The 16,582-nt window shown below is 64.5% G+C and carries 16 protein-coding genes; 9 read left to right on the top strand and 7 right to left on the bottom strand.

Features of this window, described 5'->3' with window-relative positions; translation table 11 throughout:
- Positions 1-213: hypothetical protein (locus ACIA76_RS40085; RefSeq protein ID WP_397160190.1), on the top strand; the 213-nt coding region annotated here is incomplete at its 5' end.
- Between the two features lie 287 nt (positions 214-500).
- On the opposite strand, the gene ACIA76_RS40080 is transcribed toward ACIA76_RS40085, so the two are convergent.
- Entirely contained in the window at positions 501-1,136 is a 636-nt protein-coding gene (locus tag ACIA76_RS40080; protein ID WP_397160188.1) for a hypothetical protein, read from the bottom strand.
- A 1,039-nt stretch (positions 1,137-2,175) separates the two neighbouring features.
- On the opposite strand from ACIA76_RS40080, the gene ACIA76_RS40075 reads away from it, so the two are divergent.
- From ACIA76_RS40075 to ACIA76_RS40050, 6 genes are all read left to right on the top strand, one after another.
- Positions 2,176-4,044 carry a glycosyltransferase gene (locus ACIA76_RS40075; protein ID WP_397160186.1) on the top strand — a complete coding sequence of 623 codons (1,869 nt, stop codon included), beginning with the start codon at positions 2,176-2,178 and terminating at the stop codon, positions 4,042-4,044.
- On the top strand, positions 4,025-5,917 hold the full coding sequence (locus ACIA76_RS40070; protein ID WP_397160184.1) for a hypothetical protein: 1,893 nt from the start codon (positions 4,025-4,027) through the stop codon (positions 5,915-5,917). Before ACIA76_RS40075 ends, ACIA76_RS40070 begins: the two co-directional genes overlap by 20 nt.
- Positions 5,883-6,401, top strand: a complete 519-nt coding sequence (locus ACIA76_RS40065) for a hypothetical protein (RefSeq protein WP_397160182.1) — start codon at positions 5,883-5,885, stop codon at positions 6,399-6,401. Before ACIA76_RS40070 ends, ACIA76_RS40065 begins: the two co-directional genes overlap by 35 nt.
- The gene (locus tag ACIA76_RS40060; protein WP_397160180.1) at positions 6,398-7,987 is read left to right on the top strand and encodes a GMC family oxidoreductase; all 1,590 of its coding nucleotides are present in this window, start codon (positions 6,398-6,400) and stop codon (positions 7,985-7,987) included. The genes ACIA76_RS40065 and ACIA76_RS40060 overlap by 4 nt, the downstream gene beginning before the upstream one ends.
- A 158-nt stretch (positions 7,988-8,145) precedes the next feature.
- Positions 8,146-8,982, top strand: coding sequence for an ABC transporter ATP-binding protein (locus ACIA76_RS40055; RefSeq protein ID WP_397160178.1), 837 nt, complete (start codon positions 8,146-8,148; stop codon positions 8,980-8,982).
- Positions 8,982-9,770 (top strand): ABC transporter permease, encoded by a 789-nt coding sequence (locus ACIA76_RS40050; RefSeq protein WP_397160176.1) that lies wholly within the window; start codon positions 8,982-8,984, stop codon positions 9,768-9,770. Before ACIA76_RS40055 ends, ACIA76_RS40050 begins: the two co-directional genes overlap by 1 nt.
- 117 nt (positions 9,771-9,887) lie before the next feature.
- Here ACIA76_RS40050 and ACIA76_RS40045 read toward each other — a convergent pair whose 3' ends face one another.
- Together ACIA76_RS40045 and ACIA76_RS40040 are read right to left on the bottom strand one after the other, a co-directional pair.
- Positions 9,888-10,043 carry a DUF6131 family protein gene (locus ACIA76_RS40045; RefSeq protein ID WP_397160174.1) on the bottom strand — a complete coding sequence of 52 codons (156 nt, stop codon included), beginning with the start codon at positions 10,041-10,043 and terminating at the stop codon, positions 9,888-9,890.
- A 71-nt stretch (positions 10,044-10,114) separates the two neighbouring features.
- Positions 10,115-10,570 carry a hypothetical protein gene (locus tag ACIA76_RS40040; RefSeq protein ID WP_397160172.1) on the bottom strand — a complete coding sequence of 152 codons (456 nt, stop codon included), beginning with the start codon at positions 10,568-10,570 and terminating at the stop codon, positions 10,115-10,117.
- A gap of 258 nt (positions 10,571-10,828) precedes the next feature.
- On the opposite strand from ACIA76_RS40040, the gene ACIA76_RS40035 reads away from it, so the two are divergent.
- Entirely contained in the window at positions 10,829-11,305 is a 477-nt protein-coding gene (locus tag ACIA76_RS40035) for a hypothetical protein (RefSeq protein WP_397160170.1), read from the top strand.
- Positions 11,306-11,412: 107 nt separating this feature from the next.
- Here the strand turns inward: ACIA76_RS40035 and ACIA76_RS40030 are convergent, their stop codons facing one another.
- Together ACIA76_RS40030 and ACIA76_RS40025 are read right to left on the bottom strand one after the other, a co-directional pair.
- Complete coding sequence (locus tag ACIA76_RS40030) at positions 11,413-12,255, bottom strand: RNA polymerase sigma factor SigF (RefSeq protein ID WP_397160168.1); 843 nt, start codon at positions 12,253-12,255, stop codon at positions 11,413-11,415.
- A gap of 246 nt (positions 12,256-12,501) precedes the next feature.
- Entirely contained in the window at positions 12,502-13,668 is a 1,167-nt protein-coding gene (locus tag ACIA76_RS40025; RefSeq protein ID WP_397160166.1) for an AI-2E family transporter, read from the bottom strand.
- 292 nt (positions 13,669-13,960) lie between these two features.
- On the opposite strand from ACIA76_RS40025, the gene ACIA76_RS40020 reads away from it, so the two are divergent.
- Positions 13,961-15,010, top strand: a complete 1,050-nt coding sequence (locus tag ACIA76_RS40020; RefSeq protein WP_397160164.1) for an iron-containing redox enzyme family protein — start codon at positions 13,961-13,963, stop codon at positions 15,008-15,010.
- 25 nt (positions 15,011-15,035) lie between these two features.
- Here ACIA76_RS40020 and ACIA76_RS40015 read toward each other — a convergent pair whose 3' ends face one another.
- Complete coding sequence (locus tag ACIA76_RS40015; protein ID WP_397160162.1) at positions 15,036-15,281, bottom strand: CDGSH iron-sulfur domain-containing protein; 246 nt, start codon at positions 15,279-15,281, stop codon at positions 15,036-15,038.
- Positions 15,278-16,444 carry a YbdK family carboxylate-amine ligase gene (locus tag ACIA76_RS40010; RefSeq protein WP_397160160.1) on the bottom strand — a complete coding sequence of 389 codons (1,167 nt, stop codon included), beginning with the start codon at positions 16,442-16,444 and terminating at the stop codon, positions 15,278-15,280. The genes ACIA76_RS40015 and ACIA76_RS40010 overlap by 4 nt, the downstream gene beginning before the upstream one ends.
- Positions 16,445-16,582: the final 138 nt, after the last annotated feature.

The following is a 16,582-nucleotide window of genomic DNA, read 5'->3' as shown; positions in this document are numbered from 1 at the left end:
TTTGGACAACTCATCGACCACAAGTCGAACATCATGCAGCACAACCGGATCCGACGCAGCAGAACCGAATCACAACCACGTAAGACACGGTCTTACAGCGCATTGAATGACAGCACCCACGCTGACCCCATCGGCTACAACGATCCGGAACAGCTTCCCGACACTCACCATCGGGAACCGCCACCGGAGAAGAGACCGTCGGATTTGAGCTGACAATCGCTCCGCACGGCGCCTGCCGGTGACAGATGCGGTGCCGACGTGGGGCGTAGGTGCGGGCCCGGATGTGCTCGACACCGGAATCGCGGATAGTGGCCATCCATTCGATGTGGTGGATCTCCTCGTGCGACTTTCGGGGCCCGTAATGCCGATGAGCGGATGTCGCCCGCACCTGGACCAGTAGGGGGCCGACCGGAATACGAGCGAAAGGGGCATCGAGGTTAGCTCCGGGAGGTCATCCTCTCGGGGTGACGGCCGGCCCGCCGGTCGCAGCCACCCAGCGCCTATTTCGAGGAAACCCGCTCAATCTTCGTGACCGCTGGATTACCGAACTTCTGATTGCTGGCCTCGACCGCCTTTTCCTCTGCCGCCGCAGCTTGATTGGCAAGTTCGACGTCGTCAGGTGCGGCGGCGGCGTTGTCGAGGGCATCGGCAGCAGCAGCGGCAGCAGCAGCGACGGTACCGGCGTCAGCGCCGTCGTTGGCGGCGGCGGTCTTGGCGTCGTCGGTCTTGGCGGCGATCTTGGCCGCGGCCGTCGCGATGACCACGCCGCCGGTGGCAGTGGCAGCAGCATCAGAGGCAGTGGCGGCAGCGGCAGCGGCCTTGGTAGTAGTCACGGTGGCAGCAGCGGCGGCAGCGGCGGCGGCGTTTGCGGCGGCCTTGGCGGCTTTGGCGGCGTTACCGGCCTTGGCATTGACCTTGGCGACCTTGTCGGAAGCAGCGGAAGCGCGGGACTTGGCGCTGTCCGCGCAGGCCTTGTACAGCCTGATCAGGTCTGGTGTGGTGTTCGTGGTTGTCTCGCCGACCGCATGTATACCGGGCACAGGGTCGGTGAGGTCTCGAGCGGGCGCCACACCGGCTCCAGACAAGAGCAGGGTGGTGCACCCAGCGGCAACCAGCGTGAATCGCAGAACGAGCATGAGGCCTCCAAAGGCGATCAGGATCCGTGCGGAACAATCGGGCCCGGTGGTGCCTGAGTCAATGCCGGAAGAGCCTAACTCGGTACGGCGGCAACTCCTGACAATCGCCGGAAGGTCCGTGTCGCAATGCGTGACGGACCGGTACCCACAACATATGTCGATCCGATATTCGTTGCCGCCGAAGATCCGGATGGTAGTCGGCTCCAGCCGACTACCGATGCCCTTCGGATATTGCCCCGACGGTTCCGCAACTTGACTTTCAAGTGCGCCACGAGCGCGGAAGGGAAGGTCGATGGGCAGGTGACGCCTGCACTGCCGTCCGCAGCAGGTGCACTACCGGTCTGCAATTCGGGAGTAGTGGGGCGTGCGGATGGTGTTCGGCTTCGATCCCATCCAGAAGGAAGATGGCTACGAATGTACCTGCGGAGCCTCGTTGTGATCGTGCGGATACCGCCTGTGCCGATGGCCGGGCGAAGATAAGTGGAATGTCCGTTACAACCGTCAGGAGAAGGATGGTCCGGCCTGTGAGCGGGGCCTTGCCGCGACGGCGCTGGTACTTCCTGTCCCGTCGGCACGGTCGGCCGACGGCGCACCCTACACCAATACCTGTAGCGCGACGGGAGCCATGGAGTGGGACCCAGCGGTGACGACCCGCTCGAGCACCCCCACCGGCGCCGCCCAAACCCGTCTTCCAAGTCCGTGGTCACCGGGGAGACATGATCACCGCCCAGCCAGATTCCACGTAACTTTCATTCTGCTCAAGAGACAGACGTACGCACGCGCCGGATTCCGGCTGCTACGAAGCGGATCCTGCTCGGATGGCCTCAACGACCCGAAAGTACGGCAGAGCCGAAATTCTGCACTCTCGGGTATGAGGAGCGAGGCGGGTCAGTGTAAGTGCGCTCACGCGATGTTCAAGGCTAGGAGGTTCCGTGATTGTTCATGAGGGTCGGCAGGTCTATCCGGGATCATGCTGGACGACTCGGCCCGGAAGAGCGCGCACCGAATGTGTTAAGCCTTCTGAATGGCAGGCGGACAAATGAATTCACTTTATCTCGCCGCCGCGCTCGTGACGAGCCAAGGCATGATGCTCATTGCCAGATACATCCTCGGTCCCGTCGACGACTGGTTCTGGGCGGCAATGTGGATTCTCGCCGCAACGGTCTCGACAGGGGCCTGCTGCGCCTTCACCGGAGATCCGCACGGCCTGGCGGTTCCTCTGACAGCGAGCATAATGTTCGGTGTTGTTGCTCGCGTGCTCATCCCCGCCATCACATCTTTCGGTGCGGGTGTTCTCGCTTCGACGATCTGCATGCCGTCCGCCGGGCTGGTGGCTCTTCACGGCACGGTGGAGCGGATGCAGCCGACGGCACCGATGTGGATCGCATACTACGTGGCCGCGGTCCTGATCGGTTGCGCATCGGTGGCCGTGACACTGTTCCGCCTCATCTCCCCCATCGCCGAATTCTGCATCCGGTTCGCGAAACGCGACGCAGCCCTTCGGGTCATGCAGACCCCGAGCCCGAGGCGAACCCCGAAAGTCTCGATTCACGTCCCCTGCTACGCGGAGCCGCCCTACTTGGTCATTGCGACTCTGGACGCACTCTCCCGCGTGCGGTACCCCGACTTCGAAGTTCTTGTGATCGACAACAACACCAAGCATCCGGACCTGTGGGTACCAGTGGCCCGGCGCTGTGATGCATTGGGTGACCGCTTCCGTTTCTTTCACGTCGATCCGCTCTCGGGAGCCAAAGCAGGCGCCGTCAACTTTGCTCTCGCGCACACCGCTGGCGATGCCGAGATAATCTGCGTAGTGGACGCCGATTACATCGCTGAACCCGATTTTCTGGAGCGATATACCCCGCTCTTCGAAGACCCGCGGACCGGATTCGTACAGACGAGCCACGATTACCGCGATTGGGAAGCCAGCCCATTTTTAACCGGCGTGTACTACGATTACATGGTAACCCATAAACTGCTCCAGCCCGCGACAAACGAGTTCGATAGCGCGTTCATTACCGGAACGATGTGCCTGGTAAAGCGGGAGGCGCTCGAGCGAGCCGGTGGGTGGGCGGAGTGGAGCTTGACCGAGGATTCGGAATTGGCTGTTCGCATCCATGCGCTCGGATACGTGGGCCACGTCTTCAGGGACACCGCCGGACGCGGGCTGATCCCCGAGACGATGGAGGGGGTCAAAAAACAACAGTTCCGATGGTCGTCCGGACCGATGCAGCAATTCATGGTCCACTGGCGCGTGTATCTTGGATACGGCTCCAGGGGCCGTCTCAGCTTCCTCCAGGGCATGCTCGAACTCAATCACAGCTTTGCTCGCATGCCTACTGTGCTGATGTTCGTCGCTGAACTCGTCGCGTTCCCGTTCTCTCTCTACCTTATCTGCTTGAACTCGGTTCCGACGGTCCCGGACGCGGTCTGGGTGTTACTCATCGCGACCGGCGCGAGGTCGTACGTCGAGAAGTGGATCGCCGTCCGGCGGCTCGGGGCCAGCGCATTCAGTGACTTCGCCCTGAGCCTTCTGGCAGGAGCGGCACTCAGATGGACCTACATCTCCGCCTTCATCGCACCGATGATCAGCTTCAAGCAGCCGTGGCACCGAACGGACAAATTCGAAAAGTGCAGCAACCTCGTCCGGGCCTGGCACTGCTCGCGCACTGAGACCGTCGTTTCCATTGCTCACTTCATAGCCGCGCTTTCACTGCTTCCTTTCGCAGATTTCCACCGGTTCGACCTCGTGGCACTTATTTCGCTCGCGTTGCTGCTTCAAGCCTTCGGATTCTTGTGTACCCTCATCGCCGCGGCTCTCAGCGAAGGAGTTCTGCGGGCCAAAGCTCGCCGCGGCTCCCTTCCTCGTCCACTCGGAGCGTCTGATCATGCTGACTTCCTCACTTGAATACCGTCGTGAGTCTCCGGAGCACGCCGCGGAGCTGCTCGAGCACGCGTCGCGCGCCCCTCTTCTGATGTCGGGACAAGACCACCGGATTCCGCTACTTCCGGACGCGAACTCGTCAGCCAACCCGCTCGAACCGGCGATAGCAGCGGTCCGCCACGCGCTCTCCGCTCCTGGCAGGAAGGTCGAGGCCACGGGCGTGGAGCGGCAAAACTACCTCGAGCTCATCGACGGGGTCGTGGAGTACTTCAGGAAGTTTCAAACGCCTACGGGCAGGATCATCGATCCGTTCCTCCATAAGGAATACCAATACAGCACCCCTACCTACGCAATGGCCGCCGCACTGCTGGTCAACAGCGGCAGAAGGCCGGAGCTGCTCGCCAGCGCGAGCAGTGCGCTCGAGAGTTCGCTCTATCAGCTTGCGTCGGGTACGACCACCGATCGGCACGGAGACTTCTTCATCGCGCCAACGATGATGGCATGGCGGTATCTCAGCGATAGGACCGACGCCCAAACTCGCGATCGATGGAATCGCTATCTCGAGATGATCAGACCTGATCGAGCCTATTCCGATCTCATCGGCGCCGAACAGCAGAACGTGATCAACTGGAACACCAGTGCGATCGCGGGCGAATTCCTGCGCCACAAGGAGGGATTCACCGATCTGGAGTTCGTCGAACGGTACATACGTGCCCAGCGACCGCACCTCACGGCTGAGGGCCTTTACTTGGAGCCTGGCGCCCCGCTGACCTACGACGCGGCCGCGCGCTTCAACTTCTCGCTGATCTTGACCGAGGGCTATACAGGCGAACATGCTGACGCTTTGGACGCGCTGATGGAACGAGGTGCATGGACCTCGCTCCTGACCCAGTCGCCGCGCGGCGCCGCCCCGACCGGTGGCCGAAGCGCCGAGCACGTATGGAACGACGCGCTCGCATGCGCGATGTTCGAACTATGGGCGACGCGCAGCAAAACCAACGGCGACGACGTCGCAATGCGGGCATTCAAGCGCGCAGCACACCTGGCGGCCCAATCCGTAGCCCGCTGGGTCAGGCCGTCCGGCGAGTTCTGGATCGTGAAGAACCACTTCGATCCGGCGGTTCGCCATGGCTTCGAGGACTATTCCTCGCACTCCCAATACAACCTGCTTGCCGCTTCGTATTTGGCTTTCGCCTGGTCATACGCAGATGAGAGCATCGGCGAGAGCGAGGCACCCGCGGAGACCGGCGGGTTCGTGTTCGAGCTGCCATTCTTCGACAAGATCTTCGCCAACAGCGGCGGCCATCACCTCGAGATCGACACCTCCCCGGATCCCGGCTACAACAGCACGGGCTTGCTCCGCGTCCATCGGCGCGATCTCGACGAAGTGCTTGGACCGGGCGGGAATGCACCGGCTTGCGATGTTCCGCTTGCCGTTGGCGTTCAATGGCTGGTACAAGGCGAGTGGCAGTCGCTTGCGCAATGCGCTTCCTCGCAAGTCACCGCGCACCTCACGCGGAACGACGCTGGGCGCGATGAGGTTTCGTTCGAGGTCCATTACCAGCTGAGCGGAGCCCTCATCGAGGGTCTGACGGAGCAGTACCTGCTGCGGCCCGGTCACTGTGAGATGCGAGTCCGGCTCGACGGCCCGATCGACAGATGGAGGGTGCGCTTCCCGGCATTCGTCTGCGATGGGAAACGCACGGGGCTGGTCGATGTCGAGGCCGATACCGCAACGGTGAGCCTCGACCGCTGCTGTCAGCGATTCTCGGTCACGCAGCCAACCGGCACCACTCTGCACAGGACAGGCCGTCTAGTGGCGACCCGCAACGCGTACTACGACGTGATCGAAGGTGAGGGACATGGAAACACCGTTGCCTATCGTCTCGGCGAGTAGCGCGTACTCCTTGCCAGGGCGGCGCCCGGACTCGGATGCAGCGCGCGGCAGTCGCCCGCGCGTGGTCGAGGGGATCGCCACCCCGGAGAGCAGCACGCCACTCGAGGCGGCCACGACGCGGATCTTGCTCGCGGCCGCTGAGGGCGTCACAGGCCTGCGCCCGCTGCGGGGCCACTACGAGCGGTACTACCGCCATCGAGCAGCTCGGTCCCCGCACTATGCGCAGGCCTACACGGCATTTGCGAATACAACGCAGGGCGCTGCCCTTCGCATCGCCCGGCAGGACTTCACCTCACTCGCGATACCCGGTCGACGTCACCTGCTGCAGCTCATCCGCATGAGCCCGAACGGGCAACAATTCGAGGACGTCTTCTTTCAGGAGACGTTGGCGATCTTTCTGAAGACCGATGCGTGGTTGCAGCTGGGCTATCAGTCCTGGGAAGGCAGTGCTCGGGGATTGGATTCCTACCGGAGGCGAGCATGAAGCGCATTGCCATCGTCGGCTCCGGCATCGTCGGCACTGCCCTCGCGTGTCGCCTCGTCGAGGCGGGCCATTGCGTCGATGTTTTCGAGTCCGGGCCGGACATTCCGTACCCGCATGCGCCACAGTACGAGGATCAGGTGCTCTACAAGAGCACCGTCCCGCCGTCGCCCGAGACGGATCGAGCCCAGCCGCCCGGAAGACCGACCGGAATATCGCAAGCGGGCGACTATGGCTGTGACATCGGGGGCGAGCGCGTGATGTGCGTGGGAGGTAAGGCGACACGCTGGTTCGGAATCTCGCCGCGCTTCGTGCCCGGTTCCTTCCGTCCCAAGACGCTGTACGGCTATGGGGACGACTGGCCGCTGACGTATGACGATCTGGAGCCGTACTACGGTGCGGCGGAGAGGCATTTGGCGGTTTCCGGATCGTCCACGGACAACCCCTTCGCCGCGCCGCGCTCGACGGGGTTTCCCCTTCCACCGTTCGAGCCAGGATTCACCGACGTTGAGCTTGCCCGCAGGCTCGAGGCGCAGGGGATCGTCGTTCACACGACCCCGCAAGCGCGGACGAGACTCGCCATCGACGGCCGGCCCGCATGCGAGAACTACGGTGTCTGCGAAACCTGCCCCACCGGCGCGCGATACAGCCCGAATCACCATCTGCGCCTGGCCGAAGCGACCGGGCGCCTGACGGTTCATGCCAACGCGCACGTCCGACGAATCTTGATGAAGGGCAAGCGCGCGACCGGATTGCTCTACCACCAGGATCATGCCGCAGTCGGCAGCGAGCACGCCGCGGACGTCGTGATCGTCGCCGCGGGTGCCCTCGAATCGGCCAGGCTGCTGCTGCTTTCGGAAGCCGACGGCTCGCATTCGAATGGGATCGGCAACGCCTCCGGACTTGTCGGCAGGAATCTCACCTTTCACCATGTCTGGCGGGCGCACATGGAATTCGCGGAGAGGATGATGGCCGGCAGAGCCGGCCCGCCTACGTTGCTGTCGCACCAGTTCGCCAATCCCCCAGGGCGGCGCAATTTCGGCGGTGTGGGTGTGGAGCTTTTCGATAACTACGGGCGTAGTCACCTCACGGAGATCGAGCGCACTCGGTGGGCCGACGGCAAGAGCATCGTCGCAGCGTTGGAAGCCGTCACTCGTTGTCGCAGCCTCACGTTCCACGGAGAGAGCACGCCGGGCCCCAGCAAATACATGGAGCTCAACGGAGCCAAAGATCGATATGGGGATCCGTCGCTCCATGTCCACTACGAGCTCGACGAGTTCGACTACGAGACGTACGCCTTCGCCGAGAGTGTCGGTGCGCAGGTGGCGGGCGCGCTGGGAGCGAACGCCTGGCACATCGACCCCATCAAGCTGTTCTGGTCCGCCCACCACCACCTCGGGACATGTCGCATGGGAGAGACAATGCGCGAGAGCGTCGTCGATTCGTTCGGCGCTGTGCACGAGACGGTGGGACTCTATGTCTGTGGGGGCAGCACATTCGTGGCGGCCACCCCCTACCAGCCAACCCTCACCATGGTCGCACTCGCACTTCGGACCGCCGAGTACGTTCAGGGTGGACTCGCACGATGACCAGCGACCAACGAGACGGTTCCATACTTCTTCGCTCGGCGGACGCCACGACTGGCACGCGACCGTCACCAGCGACGTCCGGTCCGCCGCCCGACACCACGGAGCCGCCACCGATTCGCTTGCGCGGCGTTGTCAAACGCTACGGGCCGGTCGCCGCGGTGAACGGACTCGACCTGGACGTGCCGCTCGGCACATGCGTCGGCCTGCTCGGCCCCAACGGTGCCGGTAAGACGACCACGATGCGGCTGCTGACCGCGCAGTCGATCGCCGACGCAGGGGAGCTCGAGGTCCTTGGCCACCCGCTGCCGGGTGATTCCAAGCGCGCCCGCGCGGACATGGGCGTCGTGCCACAGGTCGACAACCTCGACACGAGGCTCACGGTCGAGCAGAACCTCATGGTATTCACGCGCCTCTATCGCATCCCGCGCCGCGAACGATCAGATGCGATCGACCGTGCTCTCGACATCGCGAAGCTTACGCAGCGGCGCACCGCAAAGGTCGACGAGCTGTCGGGCGGCATGCGGCGGCGGCTGTTGATCGCCCGTGCGCTCGTACACCGACCGCGGCTGCTGCTACTCGACGAGCCCACGGTCGGTCTCGACCCCCAGGTCCGCCAGGAGCTGTGGGCGTTGCTGGACCTACTACGCAGCGAGGGCACGTCGATCCTCATGTCGACGCACTACATCGAAGAGGCGCAGCGGCTGGCGGACACGGTGACGGTGATCTCGGCCGGGCGGGCTGTTGCCTCCGGCCCGCCCGCCGAACTGGTTGCGGAGCACGCGGGACGCGAGGCACTCGAGGTCTACGGGCCACCTCCGAGGCTGCGCGAGCTCGAGAACGAGGCGCTGTCCAACGGTTGGAGGACGCGGCGCACCGGCACGTCAATGACGTTCCTGCAGGCCGAGACCCTCGACGGACGCGCGCCCGAGGGAGTGCGGCGCCCGGCAAACCTCGAAGACGTCTTCGTGCTGCTGACCGGCGAGGAGGTGGTCTGATGGCCGTGCATGCGTCCAATCGTCGTCGGCTCGAGCGTGCGGCGCTGATTGGTGTGCTTGCGCGCGAGGTGGTGAATTTCACGCGCTATTGGCGATCGACAACGTTTTCCTCGACCGTCGAGCCGACGATCTATCTGCTCGCGTTCGGGTTGGGCTTCGGGGCGCTGGTCCCGCGCGCCGACGGACTCGACTACGTCCAGTTCGTCGGCACCGGCACAGTGGCTACCGCGGTCCTGTTCTCGTCGGTGTTTCCGGGGATGTACGAGACGTTCATCAAGGGTGAGTTCCAACGAACCTACGACGCGATTCTCGCCGCGCCAGTGGATACCGAGGAGCTGGTGACCGCAGAGGCGCTGTGGATCGCCGCCCGTGCGGGGACATACAGCTGCATGCCGCTGGTGGTCTCGATGGCCTTCGGCCTGCATCCGAGCTGGGGCATGCTGACAGTGCCGTTCATCGGCTTCGTCACGGGATTCGGGTGGGCGTTGTTCGGCATACTCGTGGCAGCGGTTTTCCGGTTGATCGAGAACTTCAACTACATCATCAGCATTGTCGTGACTCCGCTGTTCCTCACCGCCGGCACGTACTTCCCGATTTCCGCGCTACCGAAGTGGGCGCAGATGGTCGCCAATGTAAACCCGCTCTATCACTGCGTCCAGCTCGTCCGGCACGCGGTGTTCGGCTTCGACGGCCCGGTCGACCTCTTCCACCTCGGCACTATCGCCGTGTTCGACCTGACCTGCTGGTGGCTGGCAGTGAGGCGCATGGAGCGCAGACTCATCGACTGAATGTGTCCGGAGAGTCGTCCCCGGCGGGACACTCGTCGGGTTATGCATTTGGTATGGAGGACGGGAGCTCGGCTGGATTGCGGGGCGGTCGCTGTCGAGCGGCCGCGCCGGAACCGGTCAGTAGTAGTGGCGTCGGCCACCGATCGCATGTCCGGTCATTCCCGCGATCATCAGCACCGCACCGATGACCAGGACGATGACTCCGGCGGTGATGAGCAGCGGGATGCCGAGCAGGAATCCGGCGACGAGAAGGACGATTCCGAGAATGATCATGAGCAGATACCTGATTTCGGTGATACGTGAGATGTCACGCGGCAAAAAGGTGGATCGCCGTTGGGGCGGGGCTATCGACGTTGATCGCCTGGTAGGGCGTCGGCCGGAAGGAGACCGGCCGAGGTGCGGCCGAACAGCTGTCCCAACCGGTGCCCACGCGGTATAGGTGGGTGACCGGTTGTCTGCCGGACTGCGGTGCCGGGTGCCTCGGCTGCGACATCAGCAGTGCCGGTGTGGGTGTCGTAGGCAGGGGTGTCTCGGCGAGTGAACTCGAGTTCACGGCGGGCGGCGCGTCCGCGGCGGGCAGTGCGGCGGGCACCGGCGAGCAGCATGCCCAGTCCTGCGATTCCGACACCCCCGACCACGATGCCGTAGAGGAACAGCACCCCGGTAGAACCGGTGACGTGGTAACCGAACACCGCGAAATGGTCGGTCAGGGCGTGGGCGTTGCCCGAGTTGGCGAAGACGCCGATGACGCCGACGATGACGGCGGCCATGAGGATGACGAGTCCGATCATGACGATCATGGTGATCCCTCGGATCTGTTGGTATTCCCAGTAGACGTCACCCCCGCCCTAATGTCAACACTGTAGGTCTACGCCTTAAAGTGAGGCGCGGCGGAAGCTGCCTTGACACCCCGTGTCGAACCAAATAACAACCAGTGCAATAACATTCGGAGGCGCTCTCATCCGGCGCCCCCTTTCTCCGCTGCGTTGTTTCGGGGCCATATGCGCGGGTAGCCGCGCCGTGTCATGGCCACATGCACGTCCAACAGGGAGAACGTTATGAGCAACCCAGGTCAGGAATTGTCGGCGGAGCCGCAGTCCGAACGTGGCGCGATGGGATCGCGCGATACCGGATCGGGTACGCCGGGTGGTGGACCGGCCGACCGCCCGGTCGGCGCCATCGATGACAAATCGGTTCCGTCCCACGGGGAGCCGGGTGACTCCGCAAACTACGCCAGTGCCGGAACCCTTCCTCCGCAGGACACGAAACCCGCGGTACCGCCCTACGAGGGGCGTAAGGAAAGTGCGGACGTCGCGGCCGAGCGTCCCGGCGCCGGCGCCAGGACCGGTGGCGCGGCGGGTCCGGTGGCCGATTCCGACTACAAAGCGCCGCGACCGGGTGCGACGCCGGGTGGGGCCACCGCCTCGCCGGCCGATGAGCAGCCGGCATCGGAATCGCCTGAGACTCAACGCGACACCGATCAGGTCGGGCCGGCTCACGTGTCGGGTACGGGACGCGCCGAGGACAAGATCTGAGCCGGTCACCGCACGCGGGACAGTTTCGAGGGCCGCCCCGTACATCGAGATGGGACGGAGGCTTCAGCCGTTGCCTTCAGCGTCGCAGGCAACTGGCCACTGGTCGTTCAGTCGCGTAATGCTTGCTCGCGCAATGTTTTGAGGGTGTTGGACAGAATGCGTGAGACCTGCATCTGTGAAACACCGATCCGTTGGGCGATCTGGGCTTGGGTGCGGGATTCGAAGAAGGTCGAGATCAGTACGCGGCGTTCTCGTTCGGGCAGTGCGGCGAGCAACGGTTTCACCGCGAGGTAGTTCTCCACAATGCGGTATTCGGGTTCCTCGGCGCCGAGGAGATCGAGTAATGATTGTGGTGCGGTGTCGTTTTCGGTGTCGGTCACGGCATCGATCGCAGTGGTGTGGTAGCCGTTGTTGGCGATCAGCGCCTGGGTGACCTCGACCAGGTCGACACCGAGTTCTTCGGCGATCTCTCTGGCTTTGGGTGCGCGGCGCAGCCGTTGTGTCAGTGCCTCGGTGGTCGGGCCGAGCATCTGCTGGATTTCCTTGATACGTCGGGGAACTCGCACCGCCCAGGTGTGGTCGCGGAAGTGGCGGCGGACCTCGCCCATGACGGTCGGTACCGCGAAGGCCACAAAGGGTGCGCCGTGTGCGGGGTCGAAGCGGTCTACTGCGTGCAGGAGTCCGAGTCGGGCGATCTGCAGCAGATCGTCGAAGGTCTCACCGCGGCCGGTGAACCTGCGGGCGATATGCTCGGCCAGCGGTAGACATCGCCGGATCACCTGCTCCCGCAAGGCAGTTCGGCGCGGATCGGTGGCATCGTATCGTGCCAGCTCGGCGAACAACGGTTCGATGTGGTCGTAGCTGTCGCTGCCGCGATGCCCGCGTGCTGCGGGCACGGGTGGCGGCGACGTACCGGCGTGGATGCGGTGGAGTTCCGCGACGGCACTCATCGCCGACCTCTGCGACTGTGTCAGCGGTTCACCGTTGATGTCGCGTTGTTCGCACTGATGGGAGCTCTGTACGGGGTTACCCGTGCTGTCGACGGACTGGAATTCGGTGTGCACTTGACACCCTCTGTCGTCGCGTTGATGCGATTCGACTGCCGGGGTCAAGGACAGGAATATCACCTGGAGTGCACGGCGTCTCGCTGAACCGTGTCCACCATCCAGGGTAACAGGCTCCTGTTCAACAAGATGTCATCGCGCATCGAGTGATGGGAGCATCGTCTCGCGGATTATGAGCAGTAGCGCCGCGGCGACCGGGATGGCGAGCAGGGCGCCGACAATGCCGAGCAGCGCCGCTCCGAGAAGGACGGATACGACGGTCACGATGGCCGGAACCTGAACCGCCCGGCCGATGATCCGGGGGACGAGCACGTAGTCCTCGACCAGACGCAGAACGACGAAGAAGACGATGGTGGCGATGGTTACCGGCAGCGACACGGTGAGGGCGACGAGCGCGACGATGATTCCCGCGACGGTGGAACCCACCACGGGGATCAAGTCCAAGGCAGCGACCAGCACGGCAAGCAGCAACGCGTAGGGCACGTCGAAGATCAACAGCCACACGAAGGTCAGCGCCGCGGTGATCGCCGAGATGAGCAGGTTTCCCAGGATGTAGCCGCCTACTTTGACGAAGATCTCGTCGCCGATCAGGATCGCGCGCGGTCGGCGGGAGCGGGGGAACAACCGGTAGGTGGCGGCTCGGAGCTGCGCGAAGTTGGCCATGAAGTAACCGGTCAGCACGGCGACGATCACTGTTCCGCTGATGATGCTGAAGACGAGCTTGCCTGCGCCGAGGACTCCCCCGGCCAGGGTGGAGGGATCGGTACCGAGCCCGTGTCGGAGGCGGTCCTGGAGATGAAATCTGGTGTCCATCGTGCCGATGACCGGATACCGCTGGGCGAGGTGATGGAGGTAGCCGGGGGCGTCGTGGGCCAGGGCAGTGCCCTGGGTGATCAGGGGTGGGATCGCGGCGGCGAAGAAGCCCGCGAGCAGGCCGATCGCCACCACGAATACGGCGGTGACCGCGGCCCAGCGCGGAAACCAGGGCCGGACCAGCCATGACACGGCCGGTTCCAGACCGATGGCCAGGAACAGGGCGATGGTGATGAGGACGAGGACCTCGCCGGCGGCGAGTACCGTCTGGATCGCACCGTAGGTCACCGCGACTCCGGCCGCGCCTGCCATGCCGATCATGAACGGGGAACGCCGGTCGAATCGACGTCCCGGCCTGCCCAGCGGGTTCTCCGCGGTCCGTGCCGCCGCCGCGGCCGCTTCCGCGGCGATGATCGGTCCGCCCTCATCGGCGCTGTGGGGTTGTGCGATGGCCCCGTCGTGACCGCTCTCCGCGGCGGCGACCATCCGCTTGCTCCGGGATGCATCCGATGCGTCGGACGCACCCGTCGTTGTCTGCTCGGTAATCGCCGGCCGCCTGTCTTCGATCGTGGTGCCGAGGCCGTTGCGCAGGTCAGTGTCCTCGGCAGGATGCTCTCGACCGGCTACCCGGGCACCGGTGGTTCGAAACTGGACGGTGCGGCGTGTTTCGGGGCCGTACTGCCGGGTAGTAGCGCCAATGCCGCGCAGTGGCCCGTGGTTGTTGCTCGACGGTTCGCCACGATGCCCGACTCTCTGGCCGACACGAAGGAAATCGACTATGTGTACTGCCCACGTTGTCCGCCCGCACGAACGGGGCAGCACCACACCATCGACGAGGATCGCGCGCCCCCGTGGTCGGATCTCGGCGGAGATCATCAGAGCGCTTACCGAATTTCGGCCGGGCACAACGACATTCACCGAGGAGTTGGGGTCGGCCGACCCGCTCGGCGACGACGTCCAGTTGGGTTTGCACCTCTGCTACGAATTGCACTACCGCGGTGTCGGTGGCGCGGATCCCGACTGGGAATGGGACCCGGCGTTGCTCCGGCACCGTGGCGAACTGGAATGGGCATTCGAATGCACCCTGCGCGGGCAGACGACCGGCGATTGCGACGCCGACGCCGCGATGGACGCGGTCAGTGTGGAATTCATCGATGAACCCGGCCTCAGCCACTACCTGCGGGACGACGCGACGTGGTCGCAGCTGCGGGAATTCTTCGCGATCCGGTCGATCTACCATCTGAAGGAAGCCGATCCGCACGCCTGGGTGATCCCGCGCCTGCGCGGCGCCGCGAAGGCGGCGCTGGTGGCGGTCGAGTTCGACGAATACGGCAGTGGCCGGCCCGAGCGAATGCATTCGACCCTGTTCGCGAATCTGCTGAGGGCCGCCGAGCTCGACGACACCTATCTCGGCTATCTCGACCAAGTGCCCGCGGAAAGCCTTGCGGCAGTGAACTTCATGTCGCTGTGCGGACTACATCGACGCTTGCGGGGCGCGCTGGTCGGCCTGTTCGCCGCCTCGGAGATCACGACCGCTCCTGCTGCGCGCCGAACCGTACAGGCACTCGAAAGGCTCGGTGCGCCCACCGATTGCGTGCGTTTCTATGCCGAGCACATCGAAGCCGATGCCGTGCACGAACAGATATTGCGCCACAACGTGGTCGGCGAGATGCTGGCTGCCGAGCCCGCGCTCGCCGAGGATGTGGTGTTCGGCATCGAGGCGTCGAGCTGGCTGGAAAATCAACTGGCACAACGGATGATGACGTCGTGGTGTCGCGGGGAGAGCTCGCTGCTGACGGTCGCGCCACCGACCACGATCGGGACCTGACTCCCCGCGGTCGGTCGGCACCCAGTCATTGCCGGTTTCGCCGGCACCGGCGCCGATGGCTGGTATCGCAGAAAGGATAGATGCTGCTGCGCCGGCAGCCGCACAGTGCGACGACAACGCGATCCGAGGAAGCCACGGTCCCGTCCGGTAATTCCACCTGGACCGGCCCTTCCACCATGATCGGGCCGCCCGCGACGATACGAACCCGTCGGTCCTGTCGCGCCGACGTTGAATCATCCTGCGTTCCCAGCTCTTCGGCTTCGTCGTTCACGACCGTGCTCCGTTGCGTAGTGGGTCCGCTGTCGGTGCGGCGCACGCGGCGCCGCTGTCGGTTGATCGCTGGCTCCGCAGGCGAAACGCGTCGACGAGATGATGTGTCCCCCGCTGTACGGCGCGGCGTTGTCGAGCGGCACCGGTGCCGTGCTGTTCCAGCGCGATCAGGAGCCGCCTCGCCACAGCGGTATCGCCCGCGTCGTCGAGTTCGTCGGCGATCCAGGCGATGAGCTCGCCCAGCCGGTGTAACGCGGACACCCGGACCTCGGCGATCGGATCGACGGCGGGACCGCTCAGGCCGTGTCGGGCCGCCGACCACACCGCCGCGGCCCCCACCTGCTCGTCGATTCGCGGGCCTTCGATTCCGGCAGCCAGTTGGCGTAGGGCGGTCTGGACGAGACCACGGGTGAGGACCGCCTGCAGGACCGCGTCGTCCACCGTCGCAGCGGTGTCCGCCGCGCGCACCTCTACGGTGGGGTACACCTCCGAAGGCCGGGCGAGCCAGAACGACATGTGCTCATCCACGAGTGTGCCGCATTCGACGAGGGCGGCGATCCGGTTGTCGTAGTCGTCGGCCGACAGCGCGTAGGGCGGTAGGCCCGATCCCGGAAGCCGCGCCTGCTCGACGATGCGCCACGAACTGTAGCCGGTGTCGCGCCCATGGTGGAACGGCGAATTCGCCCCGACCGCGATCAACGTCGGCAGCCACGGTCGCAGATGATTCACCACTGCCACAGCAAGATCCGAGTCCCCGACACCCACATGCACATGAGCACCACACGCGGTGTAGTCCCGGATCATCTCCCGGTACCGATCGTGGATCTTCGCGTACCGTGCGAGCGCACTGGGTGCCGCCGCGGACCGGCTGGGCATCGGGGCCGTACCGATCGGCAGGACCGAGAGCGCACAGGCGTCCCCGGCCTCGGACAACATATCTCTGCCGTGGCACAGATCGGATGCCAATGTCGTCATGCACGTGTGCACCTCGCTGACCGCTTCGATCTGGACCGGTTGCAGCTCGGGCTTGAACCGGCCGGACTCGGCGGGATCGGTGTTCTCGGTCAACCATGCATGGAGGGCGTCGAAGCGTGGTAGCAGGTACCCGGCGGCATCGGCCAGGAGAAACTCTTCCTCGACACCCACCGTCAGAGCCTGCCGCATCCGAACTCCTCGCTGAGAACCCCAGGACGCCATACCCCGACATCGAGTTCGGAAACAGCCCGGTACCCGGCGTTCGCCGATCATCGGTCGGGTTGCGGTGTGCGCCAGCGACGTTGAAGTAGCGGAGGCTGACCGCGC

Origin of the sequence: Nocardia sp. NPDC051570 (assembly GCF_044454005.1) — a bacterium.
Lineage (GTDB): Bacteria > Actinomycetota > Actinomycetes > Mycobacteriales > Mycobacteriaceae > Nocardia.
This window is presented reverse-complemented; position numbering and strand designations above follow the sequence as displayed.